Genomic DNA, 14,978 nt, shown 5'->3' with positions numbered 1-14,978 from the left:
CTTAGCCTACCCAGCGCGGAAAACCGTGCACCACCAGCGCGCCCACCAGGCCCTGCACCACCGTGTAATGCCACAGCAAGGCCGTGTTGTCGAAACAGGCGCGCCGGTTGGCCGCCAACTTGCCGGCCCATGAGCGCGCCGAGGTGAACAGGCTCATGAAGCCCACCGCGATCACCAGCACGCCTTGCAGGCCGGCAATGGCATAGACGGCAGCGGCATAGGCGCTATCTTGCGGGCGCAGACCGGTGCGCCATTGCGTATCGGCCTCGAGGCCCGCCGCCGCGGCCAGCATCAGGGTGGCCAGCGGCAGGCCGGCCCGCAGCCAGCCATGATGGTGGCCGTGCTGCAAGCGCCGGCCGGCGATCCACACCAGCGCACTGCTGCCCACCAGCAGTGCGCCACCTGCCAGGGGCCAACGCAGCGCCGCCAGCGGAGCCGAAGCCGGCCAGGTCTCGGGCGAGGTGGTCCACAGGAACAGATAAGAGAACAGCAGCGCGCTGAATATGCTGGCGCACACCATGATCAGCATCACCATCGCCCACCACGAATGCGAGGCGCTGCCGGCACAGTACACCGGCAGCCGCAGCCCGCCGCCTATGTCTACCGGCGGATGATCGGGGGCGGGGTCGGCATCCCAGAGCCAGCGCAGGATCATCGCCACGGCCAATATGCCGAACAGCACGGCCGGTACCATCAGCTTCACGGTCAGCAGCAGGAAGAAGCCGGCGGTGCCCAGCGCGGCCAGCACCGGCGCCCAGCCCGGGCCGGGCAAGCGCAGCACGTACTGCGGGCGCGCGTCGATGGCGCTGGTCACCAGCGTAGAGCGTCCGCCGGTGGGCGCGCCGGGCAGGTAGTAGCGACCGGCATCGACATCGGCGGCCAGGTTGGGCTGGTCCCACAGCGGTTCGCGGCTGGTGATCCAGGGTACGCTGCGCGGGCCCGCCACGCCGGCGGGCAGCCATTCCAGCGTGCCGGCCTGCCACACATTGCCGGCATTGCGCGCAACCGATGGCCGGAAATTGCGCGCCAGGTCGATCAAGAACACCAGCACGCCCGCGGCAATCATGTATGCGCCTACCGTGGACACCATATTCAACAGGCCCCAGCCGTAGCTGTCGGCGTACGTGTACACCCGGCGCGGCATGCCTGCCAGCCCGGTCAGGTGCATGGGAAAGAAACTGACGTTGAAGCCGACGAACATCAGCCAGAAGGCCCAGCGGCCCAGGCGTTCGGACAGGGCGCGGCTGCTGACAAACGGCATCCAGTAATAAAACGCGGCGAACAGCGGAAACACCATGCCGCCCACCAGCACGTAATGCAGATGGGCCACCACGAAATAAGTGTCGTGGGCCTGCCAGTCGAACGGAATCACCGCCACCATCACGCCCGTCAGGCCACCCAGCACGAAAATGAAGAAGAAGCCCAGGATGAACAGCATGGGCGTCTTCAGCGGCCGCAGCCGCGGCGCGGCCGCGATGGTGGCGATCCAGGCGAAGATCTGGATGCCGGTCGGGATAGACACCGCCATGCTGGCCGCCGAGGCGAAGCTGAGCGACAGTTGCGGAATGCCGGTGGCGAACATATGGTGCACCCACAGCCCAAAGCTGAGAAAGCTGGTGGCCACGATGGCCATCACCACCGCCCGGTAGCCCACCAGCGGCCGGCCGACCATGGCCGGAATAATCATCGACACCATGCCGGCCGCGGGCAAGAAAATGATGTAGACCTCGGGGTGGCCGAACAGCCAGAACAAGTGCTGCCACAGCAGCGGGTCGCCGCCTTTTTCCGCAATGAAGAACGGCAGCCCGAAGGCACGTTCCAGTTCCAGTAACGCGGTTGCCACGATAATGGCCGGAAACGCGATGATGACCATGCCCGAGAACGCCAGCATGATCCACGCAAATATCGGCATCTTGTCCAGCGTCATGCCCGGTGCGCGCGTGCGCAGAATGCCGGTGGCCAGCTCGATGGCGCCGGCAATGGCCGATATCTCGATGAAGCCTATGCCCAGCAGCCACAGGTCGGCGTTGACGGCGGGCGAATAGGCCGAACTGGTCAGCGGCGGGTACATGAACCAGCCGCCGTCGGGCGCCAGGCCCACGAAAATGCTGCAGAAGAACACCAGGCCGCCGATGGCGTAGGCCCAGTACGCATAAGACGACAAGCGGGGAAACGGCAGGTCGCGCGCGCCCAGCATATTGGGCAGCAGCAGCACCGCCATCGCTTCCACCGCCGGCACGGCAAACAAGAACATCATCACCGTGCCATGCATGGTGAACAACTGGTTGTAGAGTTCGTGGCCGATCAGCGTATTGTCGGGCACCGCCAACTGTGTGCGCATCATCAGCGCCAGCACACCCGCCAGCAAGAAAAACAGCAACGCCGTGCCGATGTACAGCAGCCCGATATAGTTGTTGTTGACCACCGTGATGGCACGCCAGCCTTGCGGACGCTGCCAGATGCGTTCCAGGTGTTCCCGTTCGCCAGCGGGGCGCGGCAATGGGTTGGGCAGCGTCGTGTCCGGCCTCATTGCAGGCTTTCCATGTAATGGGCCACGGCGCGCAGTTGCTCGCCAGACAGCTGGTTGAACGACGGCATGGCATTGCCGGGCTTGATGTGCTGGCTGCCCGCGATCCAGCCGGCCAGGGAACCGACGTTGTTCGGCAATACCCCGGCCGCCAGCGACAGGCGGCTGCCCACGTGCGTCAGGTCGGGGCCCAGCGTGCCGGCAGCCTGCGTGCCGCGCACGGTATGGCACTGCGCACAGGCTTGCGTGAATAGCTGCCGGCCCTGCCGCAATTGCGCATCGGCCGGCGCCTGTGCGGGCTGTTGCTGCGCTTGCAGCCAGGCCTGGAAATCCGCCGGGGCCAGCACCTGCACGTCGAACATCATCTGGGCATGCTGGGCGCCACAGAATTCCGCGCATTGCCCGCGAAAAGACCCCGCTTCGCGTGCCTGGATGCGCAGGCGGTTCACATGGCCCGGCACCATGTCCAGCTTGCCCGCCAGGTTGGGTACCCAGAAACTGTGGACGACGTTGCGCGAGGTAAGCATCAAATCGACCGGCTGGCCGACCGGGATGCGGATATCGTTGGCCGTCTCGAACAACACCTGGCCCTGTTCATCCAGGTAGCGCACGCGCCACCACCACATCTCGCCCATGACCTCGATGCGCACCGCCGCGGGTGCATCGGTACGCACCATCGAGGCCGCAAGCCCCAGGCTATAGACCAACAGCGCAGACAGCACCACCACCGGAAACGCCACGCCGGCCCCGATCAGCCACGCGCGGCCGGACAAATGGCGGCGCCAGCGCTGCGGCCCGACCAGCGCCAGCACCAGGATGACCATTACCAGCAGGAAGATCCCCGAGCCGCCCGCGAACATCACCCAGCCGATGTCCGCGCCAAGGCTGGCCTGGTCTGCCTTGGGATGCAGGGCCGACTGCCGTCCGGCCCATGTGGTGGCGAGCGGTACGGCAAGTAAAGCGTAGACGCTGAAATCGGGCATATAAAGGCAGGGCCGGTCAGTCGATGCGCGAGCGCCGGGCGCAAGCAAGGAGCTGAAGAGGAATCGGCAGCGTGCAAAGCACATGCCGTGCCAGCGGCGTGCACACCCCGCGCGGCCCGACAGTCGCCCTGGCGACGGGAAAATTTACACACCGCGGGCTTTTTTGCTGCAAATTCCATGCCCAAGGGGGCGTTCCCTGGCGAGGGCGGTGCGGGCAAAGAACTTGCTTGGGTGATGGAAAAAGGGATCTCCATGCATCGCTCGACCCCCGCCGGGTTGCCCCCCCTGTATGCCCGTTTGGCGCAAGCCTGTGGCAAGGCGTGGCCGCGCCCCGGTGCGCCGCGCGGCCGGGCTTGGCGGCTGCCTGTGCGGCTGGGCGCCTGCCTGCTGGCCGTGCTGGCCGGCTGTGGCGACCCGCCGCCGCCGCTGGCACCCCCCGCCCAGGCCAGCGCGCTGCCGGGCGCCGACATCGAGCGCGGCCGCAAGCGCATTACGGATCATGGCTGTGTCAGCTGCCATGCCATCCCCGGCGTCAGGGGTCCGTCCGCGCGGGTCGGGCCGTCATTGCAGCATCTGGCCAGCCGGGCCTATCTGGGTGGCGTGATGGCCAATACGCCCGGCAACCTGGTGCGCTGGCTGCGCGACCCACCGGCCATCGCGCCCCATACCGCCATGCCCAACATGGGGCTGAGCGAGGCCGACGCCCGCGACATCGCCGCCTACCTGCTCACCCTGCGCTGAAAGGATGACGCCCATGAAAACCACCACGCGCATCGTCGGCATTACCCTGGGGGCCGCCGCCACCGCCGGTGCGGTGGGCGCGCTGGGCCTGGTCTATAGCGGCTGGTACGACAGCAGCGCCACCAGCCCGCATACCCCGCCCGTGAACCATGTGATGGATATCGCGCTGCAGCGCTCGATCACCGTGCGGGCCGCCGACATCAGCGTGCCGCCGCTGGATGATCCGCAGCGGGCCATCAACGGCTTCAAGCTGTTCCGCGCGCACTGCGTGCAGTGCCACGGCGCGCCCGGTATCGCCGCCGAGCCCTTTGCACGCGGCCTGATGCCGGCCCCGGCTGCGCTGGTGGACACGGCCCGGCATTGGCCGGCCGCCGAGGTGTATTGGGTGGTACGGTACGGCATCAAGATGACGGGCATGCCTGCGTGGCAGTACCGCATCAGCGACGACGACATCTGGGACGTGGTGGCTTTCATGAAAGTCCTGCCCACGCTGTCGCCGGCCGAGTATCGGGCCTGGGATATCCGCCATGCCCGCGCAGCCCCCCCGCCAGTGCCGCCCGCCACGCCCGCCGCCGAGTTGCGGCTTGGCGATGCCGAGGCCGGCCGCAAGGCCATGCACCAGTACCTGTGCGTGACCTGTCACGCCATACCTGGCGTGGTGGGCGCGAACCGCCATGTCGGCCCGCCCTTGCAGGGCATAGCCAGGCAGCAATACATCGCCGGCGTGCTGCCCAACACGCCGGCGAATATGGTGCGCTGGTTGCGCGACCCGCTTGCCGTCGATCCCATGTCCGCCATGCCCGACCTGGACGTCAGCGAGCAGGACGCGCGCGATATGGCTGCCTTTCTGTACACGCTGGACGACGCCAGGTAGGCGGCCGACCGGCCGCGCTGGATTGACGCAGCTGGGGGATACATCAGGTGTCAGGCTTCCGCGGGGTGCCTGACACCGCGGCGTTTTTTCAATACACCCAAGGAACCAGCCGCCACGTCCGCCTGCGGTAAGCCTCGTACTCCACCCCAAAATGCGCCCGCAGCAGCCGTTCTTCGCTGCGCATGCGCGCCATCAGCGGCGGCACCATGCACACCACCAGCACCACCCCGATGATGGATCGGAACGCCAACGCCCAGCCCAGCATGCTGATCAACAGCCCCAGGTAGCTGGGGTTGCGGATCTTCGCATAGATGCCGGTAGTGACGAGTTCGTGGCCGGGTTGAATGGCCACCAGCCCGCTGAAGCGGCGGCCCAATACAAATACCGGCCATAAGCGCAGCGCGCCGCCTGCAGCGAACAGCAGCACGCCAACCCAGCGCACAGTGTCGCCGTCGATCGTCCAGACATCGATGCGGTCGGTATAGGCCGGCACATAGCCGCTGAGCAGGCCGATGACGGCGAAGGCCGTCAGCACCCAACGGTTGTCGCGGTCTTCGTATTCGCCGCGATTCAAGTTGCCGCCGCTGAAGAGCGCGACGGTCGACAGGGCGAAGAGGACGACGGTGAGCGCACCGCGGGCGGGGTGAGAGAAGAACGGGGTCAGGCCGCCGTAGGCGATGACGGCCAGGGCCAGGTAGAAGAGGGTGCCCAGCAGGGTGGTGACGGCGATGGCGGGGGTGGGGCGCATGGGGGCCTCGCGAGTCCGGCGACGGAGGGCTATCGGCAACGCTTAGCGGAATGATATTCCTGTTTGCACAGGCCTGAGAAAACCAATGCGTACGGGTTTTCAAGGGTTGATGTTCAGTTTTATATAGTTACTATCAGACATAAAATTATTATGGAAAGGAACAGGCGATGCTGGACGCTTTGCTTCCGTGGCGTGTGTTTATTCTCCGTCTGATTGCGATGGCGTCGGTTGCAATCGGCGCGATGACGTCGACGCCATCGGACGCCGCCAACTACCCGTGTAGTGGCCGCAAAGAAGGAGTGTCGCATTGCCAAGGAGACACATTCGTCTGCAATGACGGGTCAGTTAGCGCGTCCAAGAAGTCGTGCCAAGGTCAGTCGTTGGGTGGGACGGGCCAACGATTGACGCCGTCTGTACCTTTTTCAGGGAGTGGCAGGACGTGCCAGTGTAGAGAGGGGCTGTATTGCGTGGGGCCTCGAGGTGGGCGGTATTGCGTAACTGACAGCGGCGGGAAGAGTTATCTGCGGAGATGAGCGGAAGCTTGGGTGTATGTGCTCATGTATGGGAGATCATGAAATTCGGTATTCTGTGACCCACGAGATGAATACGCGCGGCAGCGATCCTCACTCATCAACGGAGATATTGGCGTCAGCAATAATCCCGTTCCACTTGTTCGTTTCCTGATCCAGGAATTTAGCGAAGGCTTCCGGACCCATGAATACGACGTCCATACCCGACGCCACCAGTTTCTCGCTCAGGCCGGATTTAGTCGTGCCGTTGACGATCGCCTTGTAGAGCTTGTCCACCACCGGTTTGGGTGTGCCCGCTGGAGCTAGAATGCCGTACCAGGAACTCGCTTCGTAGCCTGGCACGCCGGCTTCCTCCATCGTTGGCACATTCGGCAGTATTTTGCTTCGCTCCTTGCTGGAAATCGCCAGCGGCACCAGCGTGCCCTGCTTGGCATGGGCGACCACGTCGTTGATCGTCGTCATCACCATCGGCACCTCGCCGCTTATCGCGGCAAGTGTGGCCGGCGCGCCACCTTTGTAGGGTACGTGAGTGAGCTTCATGCCAGTCATGGAAATCAATAGTTCCATGGCTATGTGCGTGATGTTCCCGACTCCGGCGGAGGAGTAGTCCACTTTGCCGGGGTTCTTCGCCGCGTAGTCAATCAATTCGCGTACCGAACGCACCGGAAACCTGGGGTTAACCGCCAGTACCTGAGGGCCATAGCCGATCATGGTCACAGGCACGAAGTCTTTGAGCGCATCGAAGGGCAATTTCGAGAACATCGCGGGCATCGCAATGGTAGCGTTGCACAAGTAAAGCGAATAGCCATCCGCTGGCGAGTGCGCAACCATTCCGGCAGCGATGTTGCCGGACGCACCGGGCTTGTTCTCTACCACGACTGTCTGGCCGAGCACTTCTCCCGCGCCCTGGGCCACAATGCGCGCCACGAGGTCGGTTGCGCCGCCTGGGGCGAAGCCGGAAACCAAGTGAATCGGCCGATTGGGAAATTCGGCGGTTTGCGCGAAAGCCGAGCCAGCGCAAAAGGCGGCGGTCATGAACAGCGCCACTGCGTGCAGAGCGGGGAAAAATTTCATCTTCGTCTCCTGATATAGTTGATTTCTACATTTGCCTTGACCGTATTACTTATCGATTGCAGGAATTCAAATCTATAAAGCAATGCGATATAGATATAGTGAGTTCACGGGGCTGGGCCAGCCAATGGCCAAGTCCCCCATCGAATCTCAAGTGGTCAGGTGCACGATGCTCTTGACCACCGTATAGTTGTACAGGCCCTCTACACCGCCTTCCCGGCCAAAGCCGCTGTCCTTCACGCCGCCAAATGGTGCCTCGGCAATCGAACCAGCGAAGTGATTGATAGACAGGTTGCCGACCTCGATCTGGTCCGATATCTGGTCAACCTTGCGCGCTGAGTGAGTGAAGGCATAGCCCGTCAGGCCATAAGGCAATGCATTGGCTTTCGCGATCGCCTCATCCAGGTTCTTGACCGGCGCTACCAGCGCCAAAGGCCCGAATGGCTCCTCTGTCATGGCCCGCATCTCATCGGTGCAATCGGCAATCACGGTAAGTGGATAGTGATAGCCGCGAGTGCCGATGCGATCGCCACCACACATGACTTTCCCACCCTTGGCGCGCGCGTCGGCGACCATTGTTTCCATCGCGGCCAGACGTCTCTCATTGGCGACCGGGCCCATCTGCACGGATGCATCCAGGCCGTCGCCTTCCTTGACGGCGGCTGCTGCTTGCGCGAAGGCTGTAATGAAGCGGCTGTAGATGGCCTCTTCGACGAAGAAGCGCGTTGGCGCCGTGCAAACTTGGCCGGAATTGCGCGACTTTCCAATCGCGGCAGCCTTTGCGACGTTCGCCGGATCGACGTCGTCGCACACGATGACCGGTCCATGGCCACCCAGTTCCATCAGCGAGGGCTTCATATGCTCAGCTGCCAGCGCCGCCAATTTTTTCCCCACGGGCACCGAGCCCGTGAACGTCACCAAACGCACGCGCGGATCAGGAATCAGTGTCTCGGATATCTCCGACGGCACGCCAAACACCAGGTTCAGCACACCCTTGGGCAATCCTGCATCCTCGAAAGCTTTCACCAACTGCACCGCGCCGCCAGGCGTCTCTTCGGATGCTTTCAGCACCATCGAGCATCCGGCGGCCAGTGCGCCGCCGATCTTGCGGGCGGGCGAGGTCACAGGGAAGTTCCACGGTGAAAATCCCGCCACGACACCGATCGGCTGACGCATGGTCGAAACCCTCATTCCGGCGTCATAGGGAATGATTCGGCCATAACTGCGGCGCCCTTCCTCTGCGTCCCATTGGATGATCCCGCTGCCGCGCACGACCTCCAGGCGTGACTGTTGCAGCGGTTTACCCTGCTCGAGCGTCATGGCATAGGCGATGTCGTCGATGCGCTCGTGCATCAGAGCCGTTGCCTTGCATAAGATCTCGGCCCGCTCCAAGGGGCTCATACGCGACCAGGCCTTGAACCCTTCAGCGGCTGCGGTGAGTGCGTCATCGAGATCAGTTCGGCTGGCATAGGGCACAGTGCCGATCACGCGTCCATCGGACGGGTTGATCACCGCCCCTCCGTCCGCGCTCTTCCAGGCCCCGCCGATATAAAGTTGGATCTTGGGGTATTCCGCCATGCTGGCCACTCCTTTAGTTATCTTCTTGTGCCTGCTGGCGAATCAGGCATTGACAACAACTTCCGTCTCGCCACGCACCTCGATGCCATTCATCTCTTCCAAATACTGCAAGACGGCACTCGTATCGAGCGTGCCGCGGCCGCTCTTGCTGGCCGTGAGATAGATGTCATGGCTGAGGCTTGCCATCATCATCGGCACCTTCATCTTGTGCGCCATGTCGAGCGCCAGCGCCAAGTCTTTTTCGGCTAAATCAACCATGAAACCTGGCGTGAAATTGCCTTTGAGCGCTTTGGGAAACCGCTTGACCAAACTGAGGGAGCGCGCGCCGCAATGCTGCAGAATGCGGAACATCGTTCCTCCATCGACACCGGCTTTGGCGCCAAGCACGAGGGCTTCGGCCGCGATTAGTACGTTTCCGAGCGATATCACGTTGTTGACGAGCTTGATCGTGCTGCCGGCGCCGCGTGCGTCGGCGAAATGAATCGACGTTCCCAGCGCATTCAGAACAGGCATCGCCGTCGGCAACTCGTCCTTACGCGCACCAATGATGATGGTGAGCGCGCCTTTCACGGCTTCGGCTGGGCCTCCGCTGACGGGCGTGTCAACATAAAGCACATCGTTGGCTGCCAACGCAGCCGAGACGTCTTTGCTGGTCGTGGCATCGAGTGTGCTGAAATCGAGAATCACCAACCCCTTTTTCATCGCGATGCGGGTACTTTCTTTGAGCAGCGCGTCCTTCACAATCGCGGGATTGGGCAAGCTGATGGCGACAATGTCGCAGGATTGAACCACCTCATCGACCGAGGCCGCGGCACGGGCGCCGCAACCGGCGAGTTCCTGGGCCTTGGCCGGGTCGACATCGGTCACGGTCACGTCGAAGGTGGCCGCGTTCAGAAGACGACGGCATATGTTCCCCCCCATCAATCCCAAGCCGATCACACCGATTTTTTGAAGGGCCACGTAAGTTCTCCTTGAATTTGCTCTGAAGGGCGCATGCCGCGCCTCAGTCGGCAACGGAAATGGCGCGCCCTGCCTGGCAGGCGGTGGCGTGACTGATCGCTACTTCAGCGCCAGAGCAGAAGGCGGGAAACGCGGGCAGCACTGCAAAGTGGAGTGCGAACCCATCTTCACCTTCGAGAGATGCGGCCTGAGCGCTTGTTCAATTTAGCTATGTTGGCTATTTGTCACAAGAATATTTAATTATCGGATTATTCGATATTGATATAGTGAAATTGCATAGCTCTACTGCAACTGCGCTATTTGGTTGATCGCCCGCATACAGGATTTCCGACGGGCCCGTTCGGATGAATCATGCATACAGCCTATTGAATCTTCACGCTTTGCATCACGATATAGTCGTAATCGAAACCAGCTTTCCCATCTCTCGAATTCGACCTCGTGGCTGCAGGCAAAAAATGCAAGGTCCAGAACTCCTGTTCAAACGCATGGTCCAGGGCCGCCTGCATCATGTCCCGCCCAGCGCCTCTGCCTCTGTAGTGCGGCAGCACCAGCGCGAAATTCAGAAGCCCCACGCCGCCGGGCCTGTCGAATATCGCAATCGACGCCGTGCGTTCGCCTTGTTGCGCTGTTCGCACCCTTAATTCGCTGGCCCGTCACTCGCAGACTCCGATTTCGTCCATCTTGGCATCTTCCATCTGCATGCGTATCCTTCATACAGATGCTCATGAGGCCCCCATGATTCAACTGAACCAACCCGAAGACACCCCTGGCGCATTCCAGGCCGCCTGGAACAATCACGACATGCAATCCCTCGGAACGTTGTTCCATGACGATGCAACGTTCGTGAACCGGTTCGCACACTACGTGCGCGGCGTCGATGAGATCGTCAAGTTGCATGCTCCCATCCACGCCACCATCTACAGCGATTCAACGCTCGAGAACGAATTGATCGACGTGGCCGTGATAGGCGACGACGCGGCAGTCATACATTTCTGGAGCCGCCTGGCAGTCGGCGCAGCGCATCCGGCAGGCCCGCACGCTGTCGATACGCTGATCCTGGCCGTGCTGACGCGGCAGGCTGGCCAATGGCGCATCAAGGCGCTGGAAAATGTCACGCTGACGAATCCCCGTACGGGGGAAACAGTTCTAAGGAACAGCCCGGGTTCTTGACCGGACAGCCCTGATTCCTTTCAGGAATGGCAGGCTTCTATAAACCGGCCATTCGCACCGGCTCGACGAAATCGCCGTTTTTTCTCTTTTGTCAGATATTATCGGCGTTCCAAAAGGGCTGCCAGGAGGCATGCGCGCCATGCGTCGTTTGACCTTTCCAGGGTTTTTGTCGTCCGAGCGCGGTACCTCTTTCTGTGGCATCGGGCTGGTGCTGGGCACTTTGTTTTTCGCGGCGTCGCTGACCCCCTCGCTGGTGCCGCGGTCGCCGCTGGTGCAGGGCGTGCTGGGCGGTTTCTGCCTGGCGGTGGGCTACGGCCTGGGGGTGCTGTTGCGCCGGATCTGGCGCGCACTGGCCTTGCCGACGCTGCCGCTCCGGGCACACCAGATCGGCGTGATGCTGGTGCTGGCAGCCTGCGTCGTGACGGCGATCCTGGCGCTGTGGTGGGCCACGGGCTGGCAGAACCGGCTGCGCGCGCTGATGCAGATGCCGGACATCGACAGCGCGGGCCCTTGGACCATCGCGGGCCTGGCCTTGTTGACGTTTGCCTGCTTGCTGGGGCTTGGGCGGCTGGCCGGCTGGCTGGCACGGTGGGTGTCCCGGGGGCTGTCGCGCGTGCTGTCGCGACAGGCCGCGATGCTGCTGGCGGTGGTGATCACGGCTGCGCTGTTCTGGACGATAGGCAATGGCGTGCTGGCGCATGGTGCCATGCGCTGGGCGGACCAGATCTACAGCCGCCTGGATGCGCTGGTCGAAGACGATATCGCGCAACCCGTGGCAGCGGACAAGACTGGCGGCCCGGGTTCGCTGATCGACTGGCAGCGGGTTGGCCGCCAGGGCCGGCGCATGGTGGCGGCGGGGCCGGATGCCGCGGACATCGAACGCCTTGCAGGCCAACCGGCACGCGAACCCTTGCGCGTGTATGTGGGCCTGAATTCGGCGGCGTCGCCGCGTGAGCGCGCCGACCTGGCGCTGCGCGAGCTGCTGCGGATAGGGGCCTTCGACCGGGCGAACCTGGTCATCGCCACCCCCACGGGCACGGGCTGGGTAGATCCGGAAAGCCAGTCGGCGCTGGAATACGTGCTGCATGGCGATGTGGCGACGGTGTCGGTGCAGTATTCCTATCTGCTGAGCTGGCTGGCCTTGCTGGCCGAGCCCGACTACGGGGTAGAGACGGCGCGGGCGGTGTTTGCCACGGTGTACGGTCACTGGCGTGGGCTGGATCCGCGGCACCGTCCACGGCTCTATTTGCAGGGCCTTAGCCTGGGTGCGCTGAACGGCGACCTCAGCCATGACCTGTATCAGGTGATCGGTGCGCCTTACCAGGGCGCCTTGTGGTCGGGGCCGCCGTTCAATACGCCAACCTGGCAGGCGGTGACGGCAGATCGCAATGCCGGATCGCCGGCCTGGTTGCCGACCTTCGGCGATGGTTCGGTGGTGCGCTTCACGGCGCAGGAAAATGCGCTGGACCGGGCGCCGCAGCCCTGGGGCGATTTCCGCGTGGTGTTCCTGCAGTACGCCAGCGATGCCGTGACGTTCTTCGATCCGCGGGCCTTGTGGCGCCGGCCGGACTGGATGGTGCCGCCGCTGGGGCCCGATGTCTCGCCTGATATACGCTGGATTCCGGTGGTGACGTTCTTGCAGTTGGCCTTCGACCTGGCGCTGGCGGTCGAGCCGCCCAAGGGGCACGGGCACGTCTATGCGTTCGACCATTACGTGGATGCCTGGGCCAGCCTGACCTCGCCCTCGGGCTGGACACCCGAGTCGCTTGCGGCGCTCAAGCGCGCTGTGGCGGCCGCCCGCCAGCGTTAGGGTGGGTTGGCACCAGGCGGCTGCGCGATGCATCCGCCTGCGCCGTTGCGCTTACCGGCCTGAGTGCTGGATGGGATTGCTCAGCTTGCCGATGCGTTCGATGGTCACGGATACGGGGCCTTGCATCTGGTTCAGGTCGGCATTCTGGACGGCGCGGCCGGGTTTCCCGCCGGCTGCCAGGGCGGTGCCCAGCGAGATCACGTCGCCAGGGAAGAGCGTCATGAACGACGACACAAAGGCTATGACTTCTGGCGTCTTGTGGAACAGATTGGCGGTGTTGTCGCTGGCATAGCGTTCCTCGCCGACGTGGCATTCGATGTCCAGCGCATGCGGGTCGGGAATTTCGTCGCGCGTCACAATCCACGGGCCCAGCGCCGAAAACGTATCGGCGCCCTTGTAGCGGCCTGGGTAGGATACATGCGAGTCCACATAGCGCACGCCCTCGGCGGCGCCCTCGGCGGGATGAATGGCGCGGTAGTGAAAAGTGTCTTCGCCGCGCATCGTAGGCGACGTGAGGTCATTGTGTGCGGTGTAGCCAAAAACATGTTCGTAGGCGCGTTCGGCCGGGATGTCTGCACCGCCCTGGCCGATGATGAGGGCCAGTTCGGGTTCCGGATGTACCCGGCCGTAGTGCGGCTTGAGCCGGATGGCGCCGCCGTGCCCCACCAGCGCCGACGACGGCTTGGTGAAAATCGCGGGATGCTTGGGGCCGCTCATGATGCGGTCGGCATTGGCGCTGTTGTTCAAGGCCAGGCAACAGATTTTGGACGGTCGCTGTACGGCGGGCAGCAGGGTCATATCCCGTAGCGCATGCCGGGGCACGTCCAGATCGGCCACGGAATCGGCCGCCGCGCGCAGGACTTTCCAGGCGGCATCGCCGCCTTCAATCCAGGCATGGATGTCGGCGTCGGTCGCGACCGGAGAGTTGCCGTTCGTGTTCGTGCGCGATAGCACATCGTGGACATCCAGAAGATATTCGCCAACGATGAATCCGATCCGTGCACGGCCATCTCGCGCGTAGCTTGCAAGCTTCATTCACCTCTCCTTGATTCCGACGGTTCGTCCGGCAACCCGCGCCGGCCATGCGGTGCAAGATATCGTGCGCTGCTGCCTGCGCAAAGTATGGCGGCCAAACATTCCGTGCTGCGGAATAAAGCGGCTAGATGTTTTGCTGGTGCTGATCGACGGCGACGCCGATTTCCTTGCTGGTGCGTATCAACAATTCGGTAAAGTCGGTGATCGCGGCACCATTGAGCAGCGATGGAAATGTGGTCAGCGAGAGCACGCCCAAGGTTCTTCCCTGATGCCGGATGGGCACCGCCAGCGTCGCACTGGTATGTTTGGGGTCTGGGCGACGCAGCGCAAAACCCCGCTTGCGGACCAGCGCGATATCTGCGCGCAGGACTCGCTCAGCCGACCTCCAGGCCGATTCGGTCGATTCCAGCGATAGCCAGTGCAGCAGGCGTTCTTGCTCGGCAGCGCTGCAGAACGCCAGGAAGGCCAGGCCCATGGCGGAACGCGCCATGTGGTGGGAGTTTCCGATAGTCGTGTGCTCCGGCGCGATGGGGCTGTATGGCATGCTGCTGTAACGGACCACCATGCGGCTGCGATCAGCGACGCCGATGGCGAAGGGCAGGCCGGTCTGGCGCGTGGTGCGCAGCAATACCGGCGCGCCGAGTTCAACCACGAGATCGTGTTCGGTATATCCATCGCTTAACAGGCGCACTTTCTCGGTAAGCGAATACACGCCCTTGACTACGTCCGATCGTATATAGCCCTCGTTCTTCAGGGTGTTCAATAGCCTGTGCACCGTGGGCTTCGGGATGCCGGTCGCTTGGTGCAGATCGCGCAAAGAGCAATGCGTCTGCTTGTTCAGCGCTCGCAGCACGTCCAGCGTGCGCACGACCAGGTTCATGGAAGCGGTCATGAGAAAGCCTTTCTATTCGAAAAGCTAGCCTATCATTCCACGACACGAAACGACAACCG

General features: G+C 63.1%; 13 protein-coding genes. 4 read left to right on the top strand and 9 right to left on the bottom strand.

From position 1 onward, the window contains the following. Position 1 precedes the first annotated feature (1 nt). Together KW845_RS28095 and KW845_RS28090 are read right to left on the bottom strand one after the other, a co-directional pair. Complete coding sequence (locus KW845_RS28095) at positions 2 to 2,530, bottom strand: cbb3-type cytochrome c oxidase subunit I (protein ID WP_218372705.1); 2,529 nt, start codon at positions 2,528 to 2,530, stop codon at positions 2 to 4. Continuing rightward, positions 2,527 to 3,510 carry a cytochrome c oxidase subunit II gene (locus KW845_RS28090; protein ID WP_218372704.1) on the bottom strand — a complete coding sequence of 328 codons (984 nt, stop codon included), beginning with the start codon at positions 3,508 to 3,510 and terminating at the stop codon, positions 2,527 to 2,529. The genes KW845_RS28095 and KW845_RS28090 overlap by 4 nt, the downstream gene beginning before the upstream one ends. Before the next feature lie 252 nt (positions 3,511 to 3,762). Here KW845_RS28090 and KW845_RS28085 point away from each other — a divergent pair, with 252 nt between their 5' ends. After that, on the top strand, positions 3,763 to 4,251 hold the full coding sequence (locus KW845_RS28085; RefSeq protein WP_218372703.1) for a cytochrome c family protein: 489 nt from the start codon (positions 3,763 to 3,765) through the stop codon (positions 4,249 to 4,251). Between the two features lie 13 nt (positions 4,252 to 4,264). Further along, the gene (locus KW845_RS28080) at positions 4,265 to 5,125 is read left to right on the top strand and encodes a c-type cytochrome (protein ID WP_218372702.1); all 861 of its coding nucleotides are present in this window, start codon (positions 4,265 to 4,267) and stop codon (positions 5,123 to 5,125) included. A gap of 88 nt (positions 5,126 to 5,213) precedes the next feature. On the opposite strand, the gene KW845_RS28075 is transcribed toward KW845_RS28080, so the two are convergent. The 5 genes from KW845_RS28075 to KW845_RS28055 form a co-directional block, all read right to left on the bottom strand. Continuing rightward, entirely contained in the window at positions 5,214 to 5,873 is a 660-nt protein-coding gene (locus KW845_RS28075) for an isoprenylcysteine carboxylmethyltransferase family protein (RefSeq protein ID WP_218372701.1), read from the bottom strand. Between the two features lie 623 nt (positions 5,874 to 6,496). Next, entirely contained in the window at positions 6,497 to 7,477 is a 981-nt protein-coding gene (locus KW845_RS28070) for a tripartite tricarboxylate transporter substrate binding protein (protein ID WP_218372700.1), read from the bottom strand. Between the two features lie 147 nt (positions 7,478 to 7,624). Beyond that, the gene (locus KW845_RS28065) at positions 7,625 to 9,052 is read right to left on the bottom strand and encodes an NAD-dependent succinate-semialdehyde dehydrogenase (protein ID WP_218372699.1); all 1,428 of its coding nucleotides are present in this window, start codon (positions 9,050 to 9,052) and stop codon (positions 7,625 to 7,627) included. A 42-nt stretch (positions 9,053 to 9,094) separates the two neighbouring features. Further along, positions 9,095 to 10,012, bottom strand: coding sequence for an NAD(P)-dependent oxidoreductase (locus KW845_RS28060; RefSeq protein WP_218372698.1), 918 nt, complete (start codon positions 10,010 to 10,012; stop codon positions 9,095 to 9,097). A 362-nt stretch (positions 10,013 to 10,374) separates the two neighbouring features. Further along, the gene (locus tag KW845_RS28055) at positions 10,375 to 10,647 is read right to left on the bottom strand and encodes a GNAT family N-acetyltransferase (protein ID WP_218372697.1); all 273 of its coding nucleotides are present in this window, start codon (positions 10,645 to 10,647) and stop codon (positions 10,375 to 10,377) included. 100 nt (positions 10,648 to 10,747) lie between these two features. On the opposite strand from KW845_RS28055, the gene KW845_RS28050 reads away from it, so the two are divergent. Together KW845_RS28050 and KW845_RS28045 are read left to right on the top strand one after the other, a co-directional pair. After that, positions 10,748 to 11,182 carry an SgcJ/EcaC family oxidoreductase gene (locus tag KW845_RS28050; RefSeq protein ID WP_218372696.1) on the top strand — a complete coding sequence of 145 codons (435 nt, stop codon included), beginning with the start codon at positions 10,748 to 10,750 and terminating at the stop codon, positions 11,180 to 11,182. Between the two features lie 139 nt (positions 11,183 to 11,321). Then, entirely contained in the window at positions 11,322 to 12,992 is a 1,671-nt protein-coding gene (locus tag KW845_RS28045; RefSeq protein WP_255593011.1) for an alpha/beta-hydrolase family protein, read from the top strand. A gap of 51 nt (positions 12,993 to 13,043) precedes the next feature. Here KW845_RS28045 and KW845_RS28040 read toward each other — a convergent pair whose 3' ends face one another. Both KW845_RS28040 and KW845_RS28035 read right to left on the bottom strand, forming a co-directional pair. After that, a complete protein-coding gene (locus tag KW845_RS28040; RefSeq protein WP_218372695.1) occupies positions 13,044 to 14,027 on the bottom strand; it encodes a fumarylacetoacetate hydrolase family protein in 984 nt (327 codons plus the stop codon). 124 nt (positions 14,028 to 14,151) lie between these two features. Next, positions 14,152 to 14,919, bottom strand: a complete 768-nt coding sequence (locus KW845_RS28035) for a helix-turn-helix domain-containing protein (protein ID WP_218372694.1) — start codon at positions 14,917 to 14,919, stop codon at positions 14,152 to 14,154. Between the last annotated feature and the right edge of the window lie 59 nt (positions 14,920 to 14,978).

It is taken from the genome of Bordetella sp. BOR01 (assembly GCF_019218885.1).
Lineage (GTDB): Bacteria > Pseudomonadota > Gammaproteobacteria > Burkholderiales > Burkholderiaceae_B > Bordetella_A.
The sequence above is the reverse complement of the archived record's forward strand: the minus strand, read 5'-3'. Positions and strand labels throughout refer to the sequence as shown.